General features: G+C 27.5%; 21 protein-coding genes. 12 read left to right on the top strand and 9 right to left on the bottom strand.

Going from position 1 to position 23,986, the window contains the following annotated elements:
- The 12 genes from AWT65_RS00505 (at position 1) to lysS (ending at position 14,440) form a co-directional block, all read left to right on the top strand.
- A complete protein-coding gene (locus AWT65_RS00505) occupies positions 1-1,626 on the top strand; it encodes a uracil-DNA glycosylase (protein ID WP_066728225.1) in 1,626 nt (541 codons plus the stop codon).
- Positions 1,619-3,079: an IMP dehydrogenase gene (gene guaB, locus AWT65_RS00500; RefSeq protein WP_066728223.1), complete on the top strand. Its 1,461-nt coding sequence runs from the start codon at positions 1,619-1,621 to the stop codon at positions 3,077-3,079. Before AWT65_RS00505 ends, guaB begins: the two co-directional genes overlap by 8 nt.
- Positions 3,079-5,070: an NAD-dependent DNA ligase LigA gene (gene ligA / locus AWT65_RS00495; RefSeq protein WP_066728222.1), complete on the top strand. Its 1,992-nt coding sequence runs from the start codon at positions 3,079-3,081 to the stop codon at positions 5,068-5,070. The genes guaB and ligA overlap by 1 nt, the downstream gene beginning before the upstream one ends.
- A 10-nt stretch (positions 5,071-5,080) precedes the next feature.
- A complete protein-coding gene (gene asnA, locus AWT65_RS00490; RefSeq protein ID WP_066728220.1) occupies positions 5,081-6,085 on the top strand; it encodes an aspartate--ammonia ligase in 1,005 nt (334 codons plus the stop codon).
- Positions 6,082-6,762: a dTMP kinase gene (locus AWT65_RS00485; protein WP_066728218.1), complete on the top strand. Its 681-nt coding sequence runs from the start codon at positions 6,082-6,084 to the stop codon at positions 6,760-6,762. The genes asnA and AWT65_RS00485 overlap by 4 nt, the downstream gene beginning before the upstream one ends.
- The gene (gene hisS, locus AWT65_RS00480; protein ID WP_066728216.1) at positions 6,759-7,994 is read left to right on the top strand and encodes a histidine--tRNA ligase; all 1,236 of its coding nucleotides are present in this window, start codon (positions 6,759-6,761) and stop codon (positions 7,992-7,994) included. Before AWT65_RS00485 ends, hisS begins: the two co-directional genes overlap by 4 nt.
- A complete protein-coding gene (aspS, locus tag AWT65_RS00475) occupies positions 7,987-9,714 on the top strand; it encodes an aspartate--tRNA ligase (protein WP_066728214.1) in 1,728 nt (575 codons plus the stop codon). The genes hisS and aspS overlap by 8 nt, the downstream gene beginning before the upstream one ends.
- A 237-nt stretch (positions 9,715-9,951) precedes the next feature.
- Positions 9,952-11,610 (top strand): DNA mismatch repair endonuclease MutL, encoded by a 1,659-nt coding sequence (gene mutL / locus AWT65_RS00470; RefSeq protein ID WP_066728212.1) that lies wholly within the window; start codon positions 9,952-9,954, stop codon positions 11,608-11,610.
- A gap of 58 nt (positions 11,611-11,668) precedes the next feature.
- The gene (locus AWT65_RS00465; protein ID WP_066728367.1) at positions 11,669-12,124 is read left to right on the top strand and encodes a 23S rRNA (pseudouridine(1915)-N(3))-methyltransferase RlmH; all 456 of its coding nucleotides are present in this window, start codon (positions 11,669-11,671) and stop codon (positions 12,122-12,124) included.
- Between the two features lie 11 nt (positions 12,125-12,135).
- Positions 12,136-12,582, top strand: a complete 447-nt coding sequence (locus tag AWT65_RS00460; RefSeq protein WP_066728210.1) for a hypothetical protein — start codon at positions 12,136-12,138, stop codon at positions 12,580-12,582.
- Between the two features lie 3 nt (positions 12,583-12,585).
- Complete coding sequence (locus AWT65_RS00455; RefSeq protein ID WP_066728207.1) at positions 12,586-12,969, top strand: hypothetical protein; 384 nt, start codon at positions 12,586-12,588, stop codon at positions 12,967-12,969.
- Complete coding sequence (lysS, locus tag AWT65_RS00450; RefSeq protein ID WP_066728206.1) at positions 12,962-14,440, top strand: lysine--tRNA ligase; 1,479 nt, start codon at positions 12,962-12,964, stop codon at positions 14,438-14,440. Before AWT65_RS00455 ends, lysS begins: the two co-directional genes overlap by 8 nt.
- A gap of 19 nt (positions 14,441-14,459) precedes the next feature.
- Here lysS and cdd read toward each other — a convergent pair whose 3' ends face one another.
- From cdd to uvrC, 9 genes are all read right to left on the bottom strand, one after another.
- A complete protein-coding gene (gene cdd, locus AWT65_RS00445; RefSeq protein WP_066728204.1) occupies positions 14,460-14,864 on the bottom strand; it encodes a cytidine deaminase in 405 nt (134 codons plus the stop codon).
- Between the two features lie 18 nt (positions 14,865-14,882).
- Positions 14,883-15,593: a purine-nucleoside phosphorylase gene (gene deoD, locus AWT65_RS00440; RefSeq protein ID WP_066728201.1), complete on the bottom strand. Its 711-nt coding sequence runs from the start codon at positions 15,591-15,593 to the stop codon at positions 14,883-14,885.
- 9 nt (positions 15,594-15,602) lie between these two features.
- Positions 15,603-16,247, bottom strand: coding sequence for a deoxyribose-phosphate aldolase (gene deoC / locus AWT65_RS00435; RefSeq protein WP_066728199.1), 645 nt, complete (start codon positions 16,245-16,247; stop codon positions 15,603-15,605).
- Between the two features lie 16 nt (positions 16,248-16,263).
- A complete protein-coding gene (locus tag AWT65_RS00430; RefSeq protein ID WP_066728197.1) occupies positions 16,264-17,568 on the bottom strand; it encodes a thymidine phosphorylase in 1,305 nt (434 codons plus the stop codon).
- A gap of 55 nt (positions 17,569-17,623) precedes the next feature.
- Positions 17,624-18,652 (bottom strand): BMP family lipoprotein, encoded by a 1,029-nt coding sequence (locus tag AWT65_RS00425; RefSeq protein WP_066728195.1) that lies wholly within the window; start codon positions 18,650-18,652, stop codon positions 17,624-17,626.
- 68 nt (positions 18,653-18,720) lie between these two features.
- Positions 18,721-19,581, bottom strand: a complete 861-nt coding sequence (locus AWT65_RS00420; RefSeq protein ID WP_066728363.1) for an ABC transporter permease — start codon at positions 19,579-19,581, stop codon at positions 18,721-18,723.
- Positions 19,581-20,660, bottom strand: coding sequence for an ABC transporter permease (locus AWT65_RS00415; protein ID WP_083497771.1), 1,080 nt, complete (start codon positions 20,658-20,660; stop codon positions 19,581-19,583). The genes AWT65_RS00420 and AWT65_RS00415 overlap by 1 nt, the downstream gene beginning before the upstream one ends.
- Positions 20,657-22,174: an ABC transporter ATP-binding protein gene (locus AWT65_RS00410; RefSeq protein ID WP_066728361.1), complete on the bottom strand. Its 1,518-nt coding sequence runs from the start codon at positions 22,172-22,174 to the stop codon at positions 20,657-20,659. Before AWT65_RS00410 ends, AWT65_RS00415 begins: the two co-directional genes overlap by 4 nt.
- A 66-nt stretch (positions 22,175-22,240) precedes the next feature.
- Positions 22,241-23,986: an excinuclease ABC subunit UvrC gene (gene uvrC, locus AWT65_RS00405; RefSeq protein WP_066728194.1), complete on the bottom strand. Its 1,746-nt coding sequence runs from the start codon at positions 23,984-23,986 to the stop codon at positions 22,241-22,243.

Genomic DNA, 23,986 nt, shown 5'->3' with positions numbered 1-23,986 from the left:
ATGAAACTTATCTTAAAATGTTATATAAAACCAAGTTGTAAAACAAAAGATTTTGAAATAAACCCTCTTACGAATAATCTAATTACCGTAGGAGAAAAATTAATATTCTACAATGATGAATATAAAGAAACAAAGTGCTTAAAAAGAAAAATAAGTTTTTGTGATAGTATAAATTATATAAAAGAGGAGAATCAATTATTTGCTTCTTCTACTTTTTATATAACAAATAATAAAAATGAAGTGTACAAATGTGATAGTTCTACAAAAAAGATAATGGCTTGTATTTTTAAACCTAGTGCCACTATTCTCTCGATGGCTATTAGCCCTTTAGGTAAAATTGTATATATTAACTCTAGTGATTCAACACTTTATTTAATAGATACTTTATCAAATAAAAGATTAAGCCTTAAACTTTCACAAGAATATTCAAACAATTATTCTGTTTGTATCTATAATGAAAATATTATACTAAAAAATAGAAAAACTGATGAAAATTCAAATAATATTAAAATATTTACTTCTGACTTAGAAGAAATAAGTAATATTACTTCATTGGATAACAATATATTTATGAAATTAGTTGGTATCAATTTATTAACTACAAAATTTAATGGTTATCTTGAAATATGGGATGCTTCTACTAGCGAAATTTATGATTATAAGCACATTTCAGATTATAAAATAACCTATTTAACCAATGATGATGAATGGTTCTATTTTGGTAATTCTATGGGAGAAATTATAGTTACTAACGACAAATTCAAAGTTATTAATAAAATTCAAATTTTCAAAAGTGAAGTAAAAAAATTAATTTATCAAGAAGATACTCTTTATGCTCTAAGTGAGGATGGAGAAATTGCAACCTTATTAATAGTTGATGACGACAATACTTCTGTTATAGGTAAATTTATGAAAATGTACAATATTCATCCAGATTATACAGAATTTTTCACAACAGAAAGGGTCTCGACTATTGAAAACTTCATAAAAAAATTAAATATGAATAATAAAAATTATGCTCCACATGAAAGTAATATATTCAAAGCTTTTGAAACCAGTCTTTTTGATAAAAAGATATGTATCATAGGTAAAGATCCCTATTATCAATATAATATAGCTACTGGTCTTGCCTTTGAAATAAAGACAAAATCTTGGGGTACCAAATTAGTTAATAAAACACTTAAAAATATATTAAAATTACTTTATTTTTCATACAATAATGAATATAAGGATATTGCTGATATTTTACTCGACATAGAAGTAGGTAAATTTAAAATTTTACCTCCAGATAAATTATTTAAATCTTGGGAAAGTCAAGGAGCTCTACTCTTAAATTCTGCCTTAACTGTTGAAATTGGAGAGTCTGGCTCTCACCATAAATTTTGGGATAATATTTTTAAAGATTTAATAAAATATATTTCTCTTAAAAATCCAAATATAACTTATCTTATTTGGGGAAAAGATGCAGCTCAATTTGGAAAATATATACTATCTGGTAAAAAAATAATACACAATCATCCAGCTAATGCTGGAATGTTAGATAATCCTAAAGATTTCTTTTATGGTAAATCTTTTATTGAAACAAAAAATATAATAAATTGGTTAGGAGGGACTAAAATTGAATAAAATTATTAAAGAAGGTTTGACCTTTGATGATGTACTTTTAATACCACAAGCTTCAAATGTTATTCCTAGTGAAGTTATTTTAAAAACTAAATTAACAAAAGAAATTACACTTAATGTGCCTATTCTTAGTGCTGCTATGGATACTGTAACAGAATCTAATCTTGCAATTGCCTTAGCTAGAGTTGGTGGTATAGGTTTTATACACAAGAATATGACTATAGATAGACAGGCTGAAGAAGTTCATAAAGTTAAGCGTTCTGAAAGTGGTATGATTACAAATCCTATTACACTTAATGTTAATTCTATACTAAAAGATGCTGATGATCTTATGAGAAAATATAGAATCTCTGGTTTACCTGTAATAAATGATAAAAATGAATTATTAGGTATTATTACTAATCGTGATTTAAAATATCGTGAAGATTTATCTCTTAAAGTTACTGATGTTATGACAAAGGAAAATTTAATAACTGCTAATCCAAATATTACTTTTGAAGAAGCTAAAAAAATACTATTGGAAAATAGAATTGAAAAATTACCTATAGTTGAAGGGAAGATTTTAAAAGGTTTAATTACTATAAAAGATATTGATAATATAGTAAACTATCCTAACGCTTGTAAGGATAAAAAAGGAAGACTTCGTGTTGGTGCTGCTGTTGGTATAGGTACAGATACACTTAAGAGGGTTACTGCCCTTGTTGAAGCTGGTGTTGATATAATTACTGTTGACTCTGCACATGGACATTCTAAAGGAGTCCTAGAAAAAATTAAAGAAATAAGACAAAAATTCCCTAATTTACAAATTATTGGAGGTAATATAGTAACTAAAGAAGCTGCACAAGCCCTTGTTGAAGCTGGTTGTAATGCTGTAAAAGTTGGTATAGGTCCTGGATCTATTTGTACTACTCGGGTAGTAGCTGGTGTTGGTATGCCTCAACTAAGTGCTGTTATGGAAGTTAGTGAATATTGTAATCCATTAGGAATAGGTGTTATTGCTGATGGTGGTATAAAATTATCTGGTGATATTGTAAAAGCCATTGCAGCTGGAGCTGATTGTGTAATGCTTGGTGGTTTACTTGCAGGTACAAAAGAAGCCCCAGGTGAAGAAATCTTATATAATGGTAGAAGCTATAAAAGCTATGTAGGTATGGGTTCACTTATAGCAATGAAAAGAGGAAGTAAAGATAGATATTTCCAATTAGAAGCTGCAACAGATAAACTTGTACCTGAAGGAATAGAATCTATGGTTCCTGCTAAAGGTAAATTAAAAGATACAGTATTTCAATTATGTGGTGGTCTTCGTGCTGGTATGGGTTACTGTGGTTCTAAGACTATCCAAGAATTAAAAGAAAATGGTGTTTTTGTAAAAATTACTAATGCTGGTCTTAAAGAATCTCACCCTCATGATGTTATTATAACAAAGGAAGCACCTAATTATTCTGGAGCAAATTAATGTTAGAAAGATATAAAGAATTAAAAGATTTAATAGAAAAATACTCATATTATTATTATGAAAAAAATGAAAGTTTAATTTCTGATAAAGAATTCGATCTTTTACTCAAAGAATTAGAACAAATTGAAAAAGAATATCCTCAATTTAAAAATGAATATTCACCTAGCCAAAAAGTTGGTGGTTCTATTAATACAAAATTTCATAAGGTAAAACATAAAAGACCTATGTTAAGTTTAGCTAATACTTATAGTATTGATGATATTAAAGACTTTGATTTAAGAGTAAGAAAAATTCTAAATAGCCCTATTAGTTATGTCTTAGAATTAAAATTAGATGGTTTAAGCATTGATTTACAATATAAAAATGGAAGATTAGTTCAAGCTTTAACTAGAGGAGACGGTATTTATGGTGAAGATGTTACTGATAATATTTATCAAATAAAAAATATACCTAAGATATTAAAAAAAGATATCGATATAGAAGTTCGTGGAGAAATTATTTTTCCAATTTCTGAATTTAATAGAATAAATAAAGATAGAGAGGCTAATGGAGAAGAAGTTTTTTCAAATCCTAGAAATGCTGCTAGTGGTACAATAAGACAACTAGACTCAAAAATAGTAGCTAATAGAAATTTAGCTTGTTTTCTTTACTATGTAATAAATACAGAAGATTTTGGACTTTCAACTCATCTTGATAGTATTAAACTTTTAAAGGATTTAGGCTTTGATACAGCAAATGTCTTCGAATTACATAATGATTTTGATTCTTTAAAAAAATCTATTGATTATTGGAATGTTGCAAGAAAAAAATTAAATTTTGAAACTGATGGTTTAGTACTGAAAGTCAATGATTTATCAACTTATGAAACTCTTGGTTATACAGCAAAAAGTCCTAGATGGGCAATAGCATATAAATTTAAACCTGATCAAAAGGAAACAAGAATTTTATCTATTGATTTTCAAGTAGGTCGTACTGGAGTTATTACTCCTGTAGCAAATTTTGAACCTATTGACTTATCTGGTTCTATTGTAAAAAGAGCATCTTTACATAATTTTGATGAACTTAGAAAAAAAGATATAAGAATAAATGATATTGTTGTTGTAGAAAAAGCTGCTGAAATTATCCCACAAGTTATAAATGTTGTCTTTTCAAAAAGAGATAAGAGTCAAGTTGAAGTAAAAATACCTACACATTGTCCTAGTTGTAATGAAATCTTACATACTTTTGATAATTTGGTAGCAATAAAATGTTTGAATGCCTTTTGCCCAGAAAAAATTATGCGTTCTATTGAATATTTTGTTTCAAGAGAATGTATGAATATAAAGGGCTTAGGAGAAAAAATAGTAAAAAAACTTATTAAACTAGGCTTTATAACCAATATACTTGATATATATAATTTAAAGAATTTTAAAAATGATCTAATTACTTTTGATAAGTTAGGTCAAAAAAATGTCGATAACTTAATTGAAAATATTGAAAAATCTAAAAATAATAGCTTTAATCAAGTTCTTTACTCTCTTGGAATACCTTATGTTGGTAAAACAACAGCAAACCTTATTTGTAATAATATTTCAAATATTGATGAACTTATACAAGCTGATTATGAAAAATTAGCTCAAATTAAAGGAGTTGGAGAAAAAGTAGCCTCTTCTATTATAGAATTTTTTAAAGATAAAAATAATTTAAGATTAATAAAAGGCTTAAAAGAAATAGGTTTTATCTTAGAAACTCAGGAAAAAATAACAAAATATAATAAATATATTAGTGGAAAAACTTTCCTTGCAACAGGAACTCTTGAAAATTTCAAAAGAGAAGAAATTAAGGATATTATTGAAACATATGGCGGTAAATATTTAACTACCATTTCAAAAAATTTAAACTATTTAATAGTTGGTGCCAAGGCTGGTTCTAAATTAGAAAAAGCTAAAAAATTAAACATACAAATTTTAAATGAAACAGATTTTATAAACATTTTAGAAAATAAAAAATAAAGGAGAACTTATGTCAAAAACATTAATACCCGCTGGATACAAATCAAAAAGAACTATACTTGAAACTGAAATATTAATTAAAATTATAAAAGATTTTTTTGAAATTGAATTAGCAAAAGAACTTAAATTAACAAGAATTTCAGCCCCACTTTTTGTAAGAACTGATACAGGTTTAAATGATAATTTAAATGGTGTTGAAAGACCTGTTCGTTTTGAAATGTTAGAAGATCCTGCAAAGGAAATAGAAATTGTACATTCTCTTGCAAAATGGAAAAGATATGCTTTAAAAAGATATGGTGTTAAAACTGGTTATGGTATTTATACAGATATGAATGCTATTCGTCGTGATGAAGAACTAGACAATCTTCATTCTATTTATGTAGATCAATGGGATTGGGAAGCTATAATTACAAAAGAAAATAGAAATATTGAATTTTTACAACACATGGTTAAAAAAATATATTCTGTTTTTCTTCGTACTCAAGAAATGCTTTGTAAAAAAATTCCTAACTACAAGCCTTTTTTAACAGATGAAATACATTTTATTACTTCACAAGAATTACTTGATCTATATCCTACTTTAGATCCTAAAGAAAGAGAAAAAGAAATTGTTAAAAAATACGGTTCTGTATTTATAATGCAAATTGGAGATTTATTGACTAATGGTGAAAAACACGATGGTCGTGCTCCAGATTATGACGATTGGAAATTGAATGGAGATATTATTGTCTACAATGAAGTTCTTGATATTGCTTTTGAATTGTCTTCTATGGGTATAAGAGTTGATAAGACTGCCTTAAAAGAACAATTAGCTAAGGCTGGCATAACTACTCTATCAAAATTCCATGAAATGTTACTTTCTGATCAACTACCTTTAACTATTGGTGGAGGTATAGGTCAATCAAGAATATGTATGCTCTTCTTAAAAGCTGCACACATTGGTGAAGTTCAAGCTTCAATATGGACTAAAGATATTGAAGATAATTGTGAAAAAGCAGGTATAAATTTATTATGATAAAAGGAAAATTAATAGTTATAGAAGGTACTGATGGTTGTGGTAAGCAAACTCAAACTGATTATTTATACAAAAATCTAATTAATTTAGGGCTAAAAGTAGCTAAAATTAGCTTCCCTAATTATAACAGTCCTGCTTGTGAACCAGTCAAAATGTATCTAAATGGAGAATTTGGTAAAAATGAAGATGTAAATATTTTTGCATCTTCTAGCTTCTTCGCCATAGATAGATACGCCTCATTTAAGTCTGATTGGGAAAAGCTATATAATGAAGGCTATATTATTATAGCTGATAGATATACAATTTCAAATATTATTCATCAGGCTAATAGAATAGATGATGAAAATAAATTCATGGAATATAATAATTGGTTAATTGATTTAGAGTGGAATAAATTTGCTCTTCCAAAACCTGATTTAATGATTTTATTAGATATGCCTTATGAATTTTCTAATAAAATCTTAAAAAATAGAAAAAATAAAATAGATGGTTCTTCAACAAAAGATATTTTAGAAGCTGATGAAGAACAAAAAAAGCGTGCATATACCGTTGCAATTAAAATTGCAAAACTATATGATATGAAAATTGTAAATTGCATTGATGCTTCTTCTTTAAGAAGTATTGATGATATTCAAAAAGATATAATGAAATTTGTAAAAGAGGAGATATTGGTATGATACAAATTTTAAAAGGTATGAAGGATATTCACTATTTAGATATGCAAAAATTTGAATTTATAACTAATACTGCAGATAGTGTCTTTAAAAAATATGGTTATTCTCGCCTTATAACTCCTATACTTGAAGAATTAGCACTATTCAAAAGAAGTGTTGGAGATGAAACAGATGTTGTTTCTAAGGAAATGTATTCTTTCACTGATAAAGGAGGGCGTGAAGTTGCCCTAAGACCAGAAGGAACTGCAAGTTCAGTTCGTGCTTTTCTTGAAGCAAAATTATATAATGTTCAAAATATTACTAAATGGTATTATTATGGTCCAATGTACCGTTATGAAGCACCTCAAAAAGGTCGTTATAGAGAATTTTACCAAACAGGTCTTGAATGTTTTGGAGTAAGAGATCCTTTTCTTGATGCACAAATAATTTCTATTGCTTGTGAATTTTTAGAAAAATTAGGTATTAAAAATTTAACTGTAGAAATAAATAGCTTAGGAAATATCGAATCTCGTAAAAAATATATTGCTGACCTTCAAAAATATTTAATAGCTAATTATGAAGCTTTATCTGAAAATTCAAAAGTTAGATGCTATAAAAATCCATTAAGAGTCCTTGATTCAAAGGAAGATGATGAAATTGTAGCTAATGCCCCAAAACTTCATGATTATTTTGACGAAGAAAGCAAAGAATATTTTGACAAAGTTTTAAATTATCTTAATAAATTTAAAATTAATTATATCATAAATGATAAATTAGTTAGAGGTCTTGATTATTACTCTGATACAGTATTTGAAATTAAATCTAATTTACTTGGTGCTCAAGCAACTGTCTTAGGTGGAGGTAGATATGATAAATTAATAGAATATCTATCAAATAAATCTGTACCAGCTATAGGTTTTGCAGCAGGTATCGAAAGAATAATGCTTTTACTTGATGAAACATTATTACCTAAGCCTAAGCATAAAATATTTATAGCATATTTTGAAGAAACTAAGGACTATTTATTTGATATTTTAGAAGAATTAAAGAATATTAATTACGAAATTTGTTATGAATACTCTATTAAGAATTTCAGTTCTCAAATGAAAAAAGCTAACAAGTTAAATGCTGATATTGTTCTTATACTTGGAGAAAATGAACAAAAAAATAGGGAAATATCTATTAAAAACTTTAAAGATGGTCAACAAATAACAGTTCCATTAACTGAATTGAAAGGAGTTTTGGAAAATGTATAGAACACATAAATTAAATGAATTAAGACTAAAAGATTGTGGTTCTACAGTAACCTTAGCTGGTTGGGTTAATACAATCAGAAATTTAGGTGCTTTTGCCTTTATAGATCTTCGTGATAGATATGGCATAACACAAATTTTAATAAAAGAAGATTTAATTGAAAAAGTTAAGAATATTAAAAATGAATTTGTTTTACAAATTACAGGTTTGGTTCAAGAAAGAACTTCAAAAAACCCAAAATTGGCTACTGGTGATATAGAAGTTCTTGCAACTAATATTAATATTTTAAGTGAGGCTAAAGCTTTACCTTTTGAAATTAATGATACTGAAACAAGCAATGAAAATCTTAGATTAAAATATAGATATCTTGATTTAAGAAAACCTCGTATGTTAAATAATTTAATAAAAAGAAATACTATGCTTTTTTCTATAAGAGAATTTTTAAATAATAATGGCTTTTTGGACTTAGATACACCTGTTCTTGCTAAGGCTACCCCAGAAGGTGCTCGTGATTTTATTGTTCCATCAAGAATACAAAAAGGTAGTTTTTATGCTCTTCCTCAATCTCCACAATTATTTAAACAAACTCTTATGATAGCTGGTCTTGATAAGTATTATCAACTTGCAAAATGTTTTAGAGATGAAGATTTAAGAGCTGATAGACAACCTGAATTTACTCAAGTAGATATAGAAATGTCTTTTGTAGAACAAGAAGATATTATGAATATTATTGAAAAATTAGCTAAAAAAGTTTTTCATGATGTGACAGGTCTTGAAGCAAATTATGACTTCCCTAAAATGTCTTATGATGATGCAATGGAATTTTATGGTTGTGACAAACCTGATACAAGATTTGATATGAAATTAATTGATATAAAAGATTGTGTAAAAAATAAAGGCTTTTCTATCTTTGATGAAGCTGAATATATAAAAGCTATAGTTTGCGATAAAATATTTTCAAGAAAAAATATAAAAGACTATGAAGATTATGTAAAAACATATTTCAAAGCTAAAGGTCTTGCCTTTATAAAAAAAGAAAATGATGAATTAAATTCTTCTATACTTAAATTTTTTGATGAAGATACTATTAAAAATTTAGAAAAAAAATTGAATTTAAAAAATAATCAAACAGCCCTAATTATTTCAGGTAAAAAAGAAATAGTTCTTAGTTCTCTTTCAGCACTAAGACTTAAAATTGCTGAAGAACTTAATTTAATTGATAAAAACAAATTTAATTTCTTATGGATAGTAGACTTCCCTATGTTTGAATTTAGTGAAGAAGAAAATAGATATAAGGCTTGTCATCATCCTTTCACTATGTTAAAAAAAGCTGATATAGACTTACTTGAAAAAAATGACTTAGCAAATATTAAATCTGATACCTATGACCTTGTCTTAAATGGTTTTGAAATTGGTGGAGGAGGTATTAGAATACATGATTCTAAATTACAATCTCTTGTATTTGATAGACTACTAATTTCAAAAGAACAACAAATTGATAAATTCGGTTTCTTATTAGAAGCCTTAAAATATGGAGTTCCACCTCATGGTGGTATAGCCTTCGGTTTGGATAGATGGCTAATGGTTATGCTAAAAGAAAATTCAATAAAGGAAGTTATTCCTTTCCCTAAAACAAATAAGGGACAAGATTTATTAACTGGTGCTCCAGCTGATGTAGATCTTACACAATTAGAAAAAGACTTACAATTAAAAAAATTATAGACAATTTTATTTTTAATTGTTATAATTAATTATAAGCTAGAGCTAAGAGTACTACTAATTTTTGGGCTTTACTCATATTTACTGGAGGGATCCCTGATAGATATGCCTCAGGTTAATCACGAAAGACAATGAGCTTAAACGGATTCTGTACATATCTATTAAATACCTGCCACTTGTCTTATTGTAAAAGGCAGCCAAAAATTTTGTACTAGCTCTAGTTTTTTTTTGAGGTGAATTATGAGTATTATAAAAATACTTGATGAAAATGTTTCAAATATTATAGCTGCTGGTGAAGTAGTTGACAATCCAGCTTCTATGATAAAAGAACTTTATGAAAATAGTATAGATGCACAGGCAAAGAATATAGAAATTCATATTAAATCTGATCTTAGTTATTTTAAAATACTAGATGATGGTATAGGAATGGTAAAAGAAGACCTTTTCTTATGTATAGAGCGACATGCTACTTCAAAATTACATACAAAAGAAGATATTTTCAATCTAAATACCTATGGCTTTCGTGGTGAGGCTTTAGCATCTATAGCTGCAGTTTCAAAAATGAATATTTCTTCCAAAACTGAAACTAACAAATTAGGTTTAAAAATATCAATATTTGGGGGAAATATTGTAAATTCTTCAGATGTTGCAATGAAGACTGGTACTATTATTGAAATAAGAGATTTGTTCTATAATACCCCTGCAAGAAAAAAATTTTTAAGAAAAGAACAAACTGAATTAACTGCTATAAAAGATATTTTACTTAAACTTGCCCTAGCTAATTTTGAAATAGCTACAAAATTAATAATAGATGATAAAGTTATTTTTTCAAGTTCAGGTACTTCTCTTGATAATGCAATAATAGAATTATTAGGAAAAAATATTTATAGAAATTTAAAAAAATTCAAATATGGTTATTTAGGTAATCAAGAAATATATAGAGGTTCTAAAAATTATATTTATACCTTTATAAATAAGAGATATTGTAAATCTAATATTATAGAAAGAAGTGTAATTGATGGTTATTATACAAAACTTATGAAACATAAATACCCTTTTGCAATAATCTTATATGATATTAATCCTTCGGAAATTGATGTAAATGTACATCCTTCAAAAAAGATTATTAAATTTTCAGATGATAAAATAGTCTACAGACAAATTAGAAAGGCTATAGAAGATTTTTTCTATGAAGACGATAGAAAAAATTATACTATTTCTTCTATACCTAAAACAACACAGGTTTCACAGGTCTTAGAAGAAAATACTTTTAAACATAGTGAAGCTAAAGTTCAAGAACTATTTTCTTATACTGATACTATTGAAGAAAACAAATCATATAATATTTTAGCTCAAGTCTTTGATACATATATTGTTGTTCAAAAAAAAGATAGTATTGATTTTTATGATCAACACGCCTTACATGAAAGACTTAATTATGAAGCCTTAAAAGAAAAATATTATAATCAAACAATGACAAAAAAACAATTATTGATACCTGAAGTATTTGAATTATCATTAACTGAAAAAAATATATTATTTAATAATATACAAATTTTTTCTGATTTTTGTTTTGAAATTGATGAATTATCTGAAAATGAAATTGTATTACGAGCTGTTCCTGATTTTGAACTTCGTACTACAAATGAAAAGATAATAAAAAGTATAATAGAATGTTTAATGTCCAATAAAACTTTAACCGATATTAGAGAAAAAGTAATAATTTCTATGGCTTGTCGTTATTCTATTATGGCAGGTCAAAAATTATCAATGCCAGAAATGAAAGATCTCGTAAAAAGGATACATGAAATTAATAAATTTAACTGTCCTCATGGTAGACCTATTATATCAAGTATTACAAAAAATTATTTAGATAAATTATCAAAAAGAAAAATATAAATTTTACTTGTATTTTTTTTTAAAATATGTATAATAATTAAAGTAGGATATTTTTATGTTGAAAATTAATATTATTGCCATTGGCAAAATTAAAGAAAAATATATTATAGATGGAATAGCTGAATTTTCTAAACGCTTATCTAAATATATTAATTTAAATATTATTGAATTACAGGAAGAAGTAGATAATTCTACTGCTATAAAAAAAGAATCTGACAAGATTTTAGCATATCTTTCTAAAACTAAATCATATAATATTCTTTTAGATCTAAAAGGTAAATTTATAGATTCAATAGAATTATCTAATAAATTATTTGATTTAACATTAAATTACAGTGAAATATCCTTTATAATAGGAGGTTCTAGGGGCGTTAGTAGAGAAGTAAAAGAGAAGGCGGACTACTTATTAGCTTTTTCAAAATTAACCTTCCCACATCAATTATTTAGACTCATCCTATTAGAACAGATATATAGAGCTATTTGTATATCTAAAAATATAAAATATCACAAATAATGGAGGTTACAATGTACTCATACGATGATGAGTTTACTTACACTATTAATGGAGAATTAGAATATTTTACTTGCATAGGAACTGTTAAAATAAAAGATACTGAATATATTATAGCAGAAAGTGAATATGGACAAAAAAGAGCATTTAGAGTGGATGAAGATGAAGAAGAACTTTATTTACTAGATGAAGACAATGAAGAATTAGTATTTGACTATTATCAAAGAATGGCCTTAGATGAAGATACAGATTTTGGTGAAATCGATGATGATTATGAATATGAAACAAAATTCATAGAAGGTAATAATAATGATAATGATGAATTTGATAATTTCGTTGAAGACGATAAACCAGATTTTACTTATGATTATGAAGATGATAATAATTCAAATGTTGATAATAAAGCAAATGATTTTGAAGATGATGATAATTTCATCAACGATCTATTAGATAGTGAATAATTTATGCTTATTTCTATTAAAAGTTCTTTTATCTATTACAATAAAGCAAAAGAAAATGTTGAATTAACTGATTTATTTTTTGAAAAAATAAGTGAAAACACATATATTTGTAAGAATGAAAATTTAAAACTTTGCCTAAATGAACAAGAATTGATTATAGAAAAACTTGCAGACATAAGTTATAAAAAAATTTTTTCATTAAATAACTCTACAAAATCAAGTTTAAAATTAAATTCTACTCTAATTGAAACAAAAATAATAACAACATTTTTAAAAAAATACAATAATTTTATTGAAATCAGGGCAAAAGAATATTCAATGTCCGATGAATTTCTTTGCTTTATTTCTATAAAATTATTATTAAAGGAGAAAAATAATAATGGCTGAACAAAAAACAAGCTATATCATGGGTGAAAAATTAAAAAAAGTTAAAGAATTGCGTGATATGGGCTTAGAACCCTATGGTAGATTTTTTGATAAAAAGGATACTATTAAAGATATTATTTCTAATAAAGATGATGAAAATAGAATCTTTATTACTGCCGGTAGACTAGTTTCTTATAGAAGAATAGGTAAAAATGGCTTTGCTCATTTAAAAGACGATAGTGGTAAAATACAAATTTATGTTAATAAGGCTGAAGTTGGAGAAAGCGAATATGAAATTTTCAAAAATATGAGTGTTGGAGATTTTATAGGTATCGAAGGTAAACTTTTTTATACTCAAACAGGAGAATTAACTTTAAGAGCTATAAAATATGTTATTTTATCTAAAAATACTAGACCTCTTCCTGACAAATTCCATGGTCTTTCTGATGTTGAATTAAGATATAGACAAAGATATGTAGATTTAATAATGAATGATGAAGTAATGGATACTATGAAAAAAAGATTTGAGATAATTAAATTTATTAGAAATTATCTTAGTTCAAAAGGTTTTTATGAAGTAGAAACACCAATGTTACATCCTATTGCTGGTGGAGCTGCTGCTAAACCTTTTATTACATATCATAATGCCTTAGATCAAGAAATGTATCTAAGAATAGCTCCAGAACTTTATCTTAAAAGATTACTTGTAGGAGGCTTTGAAAAAATATTTGAAATAAATCGTTCTTTCAGAAATGAGGGTATCTCAATCAAACATAATCCTGAGTTTACAATGATGGAACTATATCAAGCTTATGCTGATTTTAATACTATGATGAATCTTGCTGAAGATTTAATCTCATCACTTACCTTTAAATTATATGGTAAATATGAAATTGAATATGAAGGAAAAAGTATAAATTTAGCTAAACCTTGGCGTCGTGTTACCATGAGCGATATTGTTAAAGAAAAAACTGGTTTTGATATAAATGCTATTTCAAATGATGAAGAAGCTGTAGATTTTGCAAAAAATTTAGGTATAGAATTAGACGAAAAAGTTAAATACACTAAATATGGTATATTAAATCTTTTATTTGAAGAAAAAGTAGAAGAAACCCTTATTAATCCTACTTTTATTACAACTTATCCAAAGGAAATTTCTCCACTTTCAAAGAATTCATATAAAAGTGAAGATTGGGTAGATAGATTTGAATTATTTATAACAGGTCGTGAATATGGTAATGCTTATTCAGAATTAAATGATCCTATTGAACAAAAAGCTAGATTTGAAGATCAAGTTAAGAAAAAACAACAAGGAGATGACGAAGCTTGTGATATGGATTTAGACTATATTAGAGCTTTAGAATATGGAATGCCTCCTGCTGGTGGACTTGGTATAGGTATAGATAGATTAACTATGTTATTAACTAATTCTATGTCAATAAGAGATGTTATTCTCTTCCCAACATTAAAAAAAGAAAAAAATATAGACTAAAAAATAGTAGCAAATGCTACTATTTTTTTGTCATTGAATGAGAAGAAAAATAATAAGGTATTATTCCTTCTAATGTATATTCACTATACTTTTTATTATTTGAAGTTCCTAAAATTATCCTAGTATTTTCATCTCCAAATTCTGCTATAACCTGTCTACATGAACCACAAGGACTAATAGGTTCTTGTGTCTTTCCAGTTATATAAATTGCCTTAATCTTTTTTAAATTTTTTGTAACTCCTGTAGTTATAGCATTTCTTTCTGCACACAAACATAGTCCATATGCTGCATTTTCAACATTTACTCCTTCATACTCATTTCCATCTTGATCTATAACAATAGCTGCAACTGAAAACTTTGAATAAGGAACATAAGCCTTTTCCAATAATTTATTGGCTTTTTCTATATATTTTTCATGTACCATGTTTATCTACCCTCTTTATTAAAATTTTCGTGCTGTCTCCAATGCTGTAATTATCATATCATTAAATGTTAATTGTCTTTCTTCTGCTGTAGTACTTTCACCTGTAACCAATGAATCACTTATTGTTAGTAAAGTCAATGCCTTAACATTATATTTAGCAGCTAAAGTATATAATTGAGCTGTTTCCATTTCAACACATAAAACTCCAAATTCTGACCAATGCTTCCATGAATCTGGCTTATCATTGTAGAAAGTATCACTTGTTAAGATATTACCTGCTTTAACATTAATACCTTTTTCTTTTGCAATATTATATGCAGTAATAAATAAATCTGAATCTGCACAAGGTGCATAATCTGCTCCATTAAATCTTAATTTATTAATAGCTGAATCTGTTGAACTTGACATTGCTAAAACTACATCTCTAATTTTTACACTTTCATGAGTAGAACCAGCTGTCCCTATTCTCATTAAAATTTTACAACCATATTCTATAATTAATTCATTTACATAAATTCCTATTGAAGGTACTCCCATACCTGTTCCTTGAACAGATACTCTTTTTCCCTTATATGTACCTGTAAATCCTAACATTCCTCTTACATTTGTATATTGATGTACATCTTCCAAAAATGTTTCAGCTATATATTTTGCTCTTAATGGATCTCCTGGTAATAAGACTATTTCTGCAATATCTCCTTTATTTGCTCCTAAATGTGGTGTTGCCATTTTATCCTCCTACTTTTTATTCATAATTTGTATACCTGATGAAGTTCCTAATCTTTCAGCTCCTAATTCAATATATTTAACAGCTGTTTCATAAGTTTTTACTCCCCCAGATGCCTTGACCTTTGCTCTATTTCCTACAGTTTTTTTCATTAAAGTAACATCTTCAAATGTTGCACCATTTGTTCCAAAGCCAGTTGAAGTCTTTACAAAGTCTGCCTTAGCTTCTACTGCTAATTCGCAAGCTTTTACCTTTTCATCATCTGTCAAATAACAAGTTTCTATTATTACTTTTAATACATTAGTCCCTATAGCTTCTTTTATTTGTCTTATTTCTTCTCTTACATAGTCATATTCTTTTGCTTTTAACATTCCAACATTTATAACCATGTCTATTTCATTTGCACCATCTTCTATACATTTCTTTGCTTCATATACTTTTGCTTCTGTAGACATTGCTCCTAAAGGAAAACCTATAACAGCTGCTACCTTAACTTCTGTATTAACTAATAATTTTTTACATAATGACACATAACAACCATTAACACACACAGAATAAAATTTATATTCCTTTGCTTCATTACAAAGTTTTTCTATATCCTTAGGTGTTGTTGTAGCTTTTAATACTGTATGATCAATATATTTGTTTATTTCCATTTTATCTTGTCTCTTTCTATTCTATTATTTCTAATATTGTTTTAGGTTCATTAACCTTTTCTTCTGATATAACATAAGAATCTTGGATTAAATTTTCAGATTCTTTTAAGAATTCATCTGAATTATATTCTATTTCGCAGATAACTTCTCCCTTTTCTACTTTATCTGCAACCTTTTTTATTACCTTTAATCCAACACTATGATCAATTATAGATTCCTTTGTTGCTCTTCCTGCACCTATTACCATAGCTGCCTTACCTATTTCTTCTGTCTTTATCTTCTTTACATAACCAGATTTTTGAGCTCTAACTTGATATAAATTTTTTGCTTTTGGTAATAGACTATAATCATTAACTAAATTTCTATCTCCACCACTTTGTTCAATAAAATCAGCTAATTTTTCTAAAGCCTTTCCTGAGCTTATAACTTCATCTATTAAAGGTTCAGCCTCTTTAATAGATTTAACCTTACCATATGCCTTTAATGCAAGACCAACTATAGTATAAACTACTTCTTTTAAATCTGGCATTATATTACCTTTTAAAGCTTCAATACCTTCTATTATTTCATTGGCATTACCTATATTTCTTCCTAAAGGTTCATCCATATTAGATAAAACTACATTGGTATGTCTTTTTGCTCCTTTTCCTATTGTTATCATTCTTCTAGCAAGTTCTTTTGCATGTTCTATATCTTTCATAAAAGCTCCATCACCAACTTTAACATCTAATATTATTATATTAGCTTCTACTGCTAGTTTCTTACTCATTATACTACTTGCTATAAGTGGGATAGATGGCACTGTTGCACTAACATCTCTTAATGAATATATTTTTTTATCAAGTGGAACTATTTTATCACTATATCCCATAAGTCCTATACCTGTTTTATTTGCTATATCCATTAATTCTTCTTTTGTACTAGAGAACTTAAAATTCTTTATAGATTCAAATTTGTCTATTGTACCTCCAGTATGACCTAAGCCCTTACCAGATAATTTTGCTGTTGCCATACCTAATGCTGCTATTATTGGAGCTATAACTACTGTAACTTTATCTCCAACCCCTCCAGTACTATGTTTATCAACTAAAAATTTATTTATTTTATCAAATTTAATGATATCTCCTGAATCACGCATTTTCAATGTAAATTCTATTAATTCTTTATCTGTCATTCCATTAAAATATGTAGCCATCAAGAATGCAGATAATTGGTAATCTGGTACTCTTTGTGCTTGACATTCATCAAGTAAAAAATCTATTTCTTCTTTTGTTAATTCAATATTGTCTCTTTTATTTTGAATAATATCAACGATTCTCATGTCTATCCTTTCAAGAAAAGAAAAAACAGCATAAGCTGTTTTTTCCATTTAGGTTCTATTTTTGAACTTTGTCTGAAACTTTTATTTCTCCTGATTTAATCTTTTCAGCTATTTCTTTAATCTTATTTCTTATTTCTTCTGTAACAACTTTCTTACTAAATTCAAAGTCTGTAGTTCCAACACCATCTTCTTTTAATCCAAAGTATTTAATTCCAGATTTGAAATTACCATCTAAAGTGTCTTTAATTTGATTAAATACAGCATTGTCAACTCTTTTAACCATTGATGTTAAGATAACTCCTGGTTCTTCACCATCTTGATTTGAGTCAACACCTAAAGCATAAACTCCCTTTTCTTTAGCTGCTTGGAATACTCCTGAACCAGATGCTCCTGCTACTTGGAATACTATATCTGCATTTTTACCAATTAAAGTTTCTGTTAAAGTCTTAGCAGTTTGTGGATCATTAAATGGATTATTACCATTTATGAATACTGGTAAGATTTTAATATTTGGATTAACATATTTTGCACCTTGTTCAAATCCAGCTTGGAATCTCCAAATAACTGGGGCTTCAACTCCACCAACAAATCCTAAAGTATTTGTCTTTGTAACCATTGCTGACATTGCACCAAGTAAGAATGATCCTTCTTGTTCTTTAAATAATAGAGAAACTACATTTGGTAAATCTGATATTTCGTCATCTACTAATGCAAATTTTTGATCTGGAAATGCTTTTGCTGCTGCTACTACAGCATCTTTCATTGTAAATCCAACACCAATTATTAATTCATATTCACCTTTTTCAGCATATTGGAATAATTGATTTTGTGCTTCAGCTGAAGGATCTTTAGGTTCGTATTCACTAAATTCAATACCTAATTTGTCTTTTGCCATTTGTAATCCACGATATGCTGAATCATTGAATGATTTATCTCCTTTACCACCTGTTGAATAAACAATAGCAACTTTCTTAGCATTTGCTGGAGCTTTAGTATCAGCTGCCTTTGCTTCTTCTTTAGGTTTACATGAAACTAATGTTATCAATGTTAACACAGTTCCCATAAAAGCTAAAATTTTTTTCATTAACTTTCCCTCCTATATTTAATCATAGCTAGTAAATTATACCTTGAAACAAGTACAATTGCAAATTATTATTTTTCATATGGTTTTCCATCAGCCTTAGGTGCTCTTGCCTTTCCGACGAAACCAATTAATACAAATATTGTTAAAATATATGGTATCATTTCTAAGAATTGTTGAGGTATAGGTAATTCTAAAGCTTTTGCATTATATGCAAATGATTGCCCAAATGAGAATAATAGCGATGCTATAATAGCTCCTAATGGATTCCATTTACCAAATATCATAGCTGCCAAAGCCATAAATCCTCTACCTGCTGTCATATTTTGAACAAAATGTTGCAAAATAACTGTTGACATATATGCTCCACCAAGTCCTGCATACATACCTGATAAAAGAACTCCTATATATCTATATTTATATACATTTATACCTACTGTATCGGCTGCTAATGGATGTTCTCCTACTGTTCTTAATCTTAATCCAAATACTGTCTTATATACTATGAAATATGTTAATATTGCTAGAATATATACTACTGATAAAACTATCAAACTATTGGCTCCATGTTTAGCTTTTTCTGTTGACCCCGCTGCATGGAACATTACTTTTATAAGGAAGCTTGTTGTTGAAACAGCAAATAAGTTTATTGCTACTCCACTAACTATTTGATTTCCCTTAAGGTGTATGCTTATAACAGCATGTATCAATGATACTAAACCACCAATTATTATCCCTGCTAAAATTCCTAAATATGGATTACCTGTATATAGATTTACACAAGTTGCCGCATAGGCCCCAGCTAACATCATACCTTCTAGTCCTATATTAACTACTCCTGATAATTCACATAAACATGCTCCTACTGCTGTTATTAGAATAGGTGGAGCTATAATTATTGTTTGTTTTAATATAAATAATAGTGTTCCCATCATAACTTACCTTCTTTCTTTTTCAACATGTAATAGAACAGATTTTCAGCTGCTACCAAGATAACTATTAATGCTTGCATTATATAAACTATTTCTTTATCTAATTTATAATCTATTTGTAATGTTTGACCACCTATTTCTAGTGATGCATAGAAAATTGAAGCAAAGATAATACCTATTGGATTATTTTTACCTAATAGTGAAACTGCTATACCTGTAAATCCAAAATCACCCATGATTCCATCAGTATAAATATAGAAAGTTGATCCTCCTAATATTCTTTCTGCTCCTCCTAGACCTGCTATTGCACCTGCTATTCCTATTGATATGAATGAAATTAATTTAGGACTTATTCCTGCATTTTCTGCTGATGTTGTATTATATCCCACTGCTCTTATCTTATATCCTAATGATGTTTTCTTAAAGAAATAGTAAGTTAAAATACATAGTGCTACTGCTATTAACAAACCAATATTAAGTGATTGCTTAGTTATTTTTTCTAAACCGAATAATGATGTAAGTCTAGCATGTTCTAATATTGGTGCTGATTGAGTATTTCCTGAATTTGGATCTTTTATAGGCCCTGTTAATAGGAAATTTTGGAAAGGCGCTATAATATAGTTCAACATTATTGTACTAATTACTTCATTTATTCCAAAAATTGATTTTAATAAACCTGCTATACCTGCCCATATAAAACCAAAAAGTGCTGCAACTATAAGAGCTAGTAACATACTACCAAACATATTTCCACAGTATAAACCTATTAAAGTTGCTCCTATTCCTCCTGCCATCATTTGCCCTTGAACACCGATATTAAACATTCCACCTTTGAATGAAAATAGAACTGCCAAAGATGAGAATAATAGTGGTGTTGCATAAACTAATGTCTTAGCTAACCCATTAAATTTAAATACTCTTGATGTTTGATAAAAAGCTGCTTTTATCATACTTCCATATGCTACCAAAGGATTGACCCCTCTTGCAATTATAATCATAGCACCTATAATCAAGGCTACCAATACTGCTAATAGTGATGGAAGTAATGAATATATCATATTATTTATTTTTTTATTCATTGAATTTTTCCTCCTGCCATAAGTATTCCTAGCTTTTCAATTGTAGCATCTTCTCTATTTAGAACACCTATAATTTCTCCTGAATACATAACTCCTATTCTATCACTTAAAGCCATAATTTCTGATAATTCAGCTGAAACAACTAAAATAGCTTTACCCTTTGTTCTTTCATGTAAAATAGTATTATGTATCATTTCAATAGCTCCTATATCAACCCCTCTTGTTGGTTGAGCTGCTATTATAAATTTATTTTCTTTTTCAAGTTCTCTTGCTACAACTACTTTTTGTTGATTTCCACCTGATAGACCACCATATATTACATTAGGATCTGTTGGTCTTATATCAAAAGTTTTAATATATTCGTTTACCTTGCTATCAATTTTACTTTGATTTAAAATTCCACAATTTACATAAGGATCTAAAACTCCTAAAATTAAATTTTCTTTAACTGTAAATTCATCTATTGTTGCTCTTTTATGTCTATCTTCAGGTATATGTGCTAGCCCATTATGTCTTATAAATTTAGGTGATTTATTTACTGCACTTACTCCATCTATTGTATATGATCCTGACAAAGCCTTTCTAAGTCCTGCCAAAACTTCAATTAACTCTGTTTGTCCATTACCTTCAACTCCGGCAATTCCAAAAACTTCACCTTCTCTTATTTCAAAGCTAATACCCTTAACTTTTTCAATACCTAAATCATTTTTTGCTCTAAGATTTTCTACTTTTACTAAAGTATCACCTATTTTAACTTCTTCTTTTTTAATATTAAATAGTACTTGTCTTCCAACCATCATATTAGCTATAGTTTCTTTTGTTGCTTCACTTGTTTTAAGTTCACCAACATCTTTTCCTCTTCTTATAACAGTAATATTATCTGACAAATCTAAAACTTCTTGTAATTTATGAGTTATAAAAATAATAGTTTTACCTTCTTTTATTAAATTTCTCATAATTCCATATAGTTCTATTACTTCTTGTGGTGTCAAAACTGCACTAGGTTCATCAAAAACTAATAATTCTGCTCCTTTGAATAAGATTTTAAGTATTTCTACTCTTTGTTGTATACCTACTGATAAATCTCCAACTTTTGCATCTGGGTCAATATTTAAACCATATCTTTCTGAAACTTCCTTTACTTTTTTTCTTGCTCTATCTAAATCAAAAAATATTCCAGCTTTTTTAGGTTCAAATCCTAAAACCATATTTTCTGCAACTGTTAAGGTTTCAACTAACATAAAATGTTGATATACCATACCTATGCCCAAATGAGCTGCTATTGTAGGTGTTGCAATATCTACTTTTTTACCCTTGTAGAATATTTCACCTGATGTCAAATCATACAAGCCATTTAATATTTTCATCAAAGTTGATTTACCTGCACCATTTTCTCCAACAATGGCATGTATTTCGCCTTGACGAATTTTAAGGTTTATATCATCATTTGCGACTATTTTACCGCCAAAAAATTCTTTTCGTATATTTCTCATTTCCAAAATATAGTCACTCATTATTTCTGATCCTCCCATCATTTACTCCTATTATTATACCCATTTTTTCATAAAAAACAACCATAATCAATCATTTATTTTATTTATTTCTTTTGCAATATTTTTGGGTAAAATCTTTTCTAATTCTTCTAAATCAGCTTCTAAAACTGCCTTTACAGTACCAAATTTTTCTAATAGTTCTTTTTTTCTCTTTTTTCCTATTCCCTTTATTTCATCTAATTTACTATGAAGCACTCTTTTCTCTCTTAAAACTTTATGATAGTTTATAGCAAATCTATGAACTTCGTCTTGAAATCTAGTAATTAATTTAAATAATTCTTCTTTACTTTGTAAATCAAACACTTTTTTTTCATCACAAATACCATAAGTTTTATGATGATCATCCTTATACATTCCAAAGACAGGAAGATCTATATCATTTTCTTTCAAAGCCCTTTTTATTACACTAACATGTGCTTTACCGCCATCTAATAAAATTAAGTCTGGATATGGATTATGTTCCATTCTTCTTAGAATTACTTCTTTCATAGAATCATAATCATTTGCCCCAACTACAGTCTTTATTTTATATTTTCTATAAAGTTTTGTAGCTCTTTTTCCATTAATAAAAGCTACTCCAACGCCAACATTATCGCTTCCTTGTATATTAGACATATCATAACATTCTATAAATCTAGGATATTTATCCAAATTTAATAATTTTTTTAATTCCTCTAAGTCTTTCGTTAGATTTTGCTTTTCATTATAGTATCTTTCTTGTTCATTAATCAAATTTACCTCAGCCAAATTTAAAAGTTTTGCAAGCCTACCCCTTTTTGGAAAAACTATTTTAACATTTTTTTTCTTTTCTTCTTTAAACCAAGCACTCAAAACTTCCTTTTTATCCTCAAAATTAGAAGAAAGTACTATTTTACTAGGTAATAATTTTTTATCGTAATATTGTGGAATAATACTGTCAATTATATCATTATCTATCATATTATCAATTCGCTTCGAATCTTTTGCTATTAATTTTCCAGCTCTAATACTTAAAACACAAATAAATATATCATCTTTATTTTTTTTAATAGAGAAAATATCTTCATCATTTTTTGTATTAGTTTCTGTTATTTGATATGACAATAATTTTTTCAAAGATTTTATTCTTTCTCTTTCTATAATAGCTCTTTCATATTCCAAATTTTGACTAAAAGTTTCCATTCTTTTTTCTAAATATTTTAAAACCTCTATATCTTTATTTTCTAAAAAATCTAAGAGATGTTTAACATTTTCTAGATACTCTTCTTTAATTTCTGGTAGCTTATAATAACAAGGTCCATTGCATAATTTCATATAATATTTAAGGCAGACCTTTGTATTTTTTCTCATATCTATCTTACAATCTCTTATCTTAAATACCTTCATTATATTATTAACTACTTCCTTCATATTAACATTAGGAAAAGGTCCAAAATAATAGGCATCATCTGTTACCTTTCTAACTACCAATATTCTTGGATACTCTTCCTTTGTTATTTTAATATATGGATAAGTCTTTTGATCTTTTAATAAGATATTATATTTTGGTTTATGTTTTTTTATTAAATTATTTTCTAATATAAAGGCTTCTACTTCTGAGGTACATATAAAAAAATCTATACTTTCTATGTTTTTAACTAATTCCATTGTTTTTATATTATGTGCACCAACGAAATATGAACTAACTCTATTTTTCAAATTTTTTGCTTTACCTATATATATTATCTTTCCTTCAATATCCTTCATTAAATATACACCGGGATTTAATGGGATATTAATTTTTTTAATATCCAT

This window comes from Sneathia sanguinegens (assembly GCF_001517935.1).
GTDB lineage: Bacteria > Fusobacteriota > Fusobacteriia > Fusobacteriales > Leptotrichiaceae > Sneathia > Sneathia sanguinegens.
The sequence above is the reverse complement of the archived record's forward strand: the minus strand, read 5'-3'. Positions and strand labels throughout refer to the sequence as shown.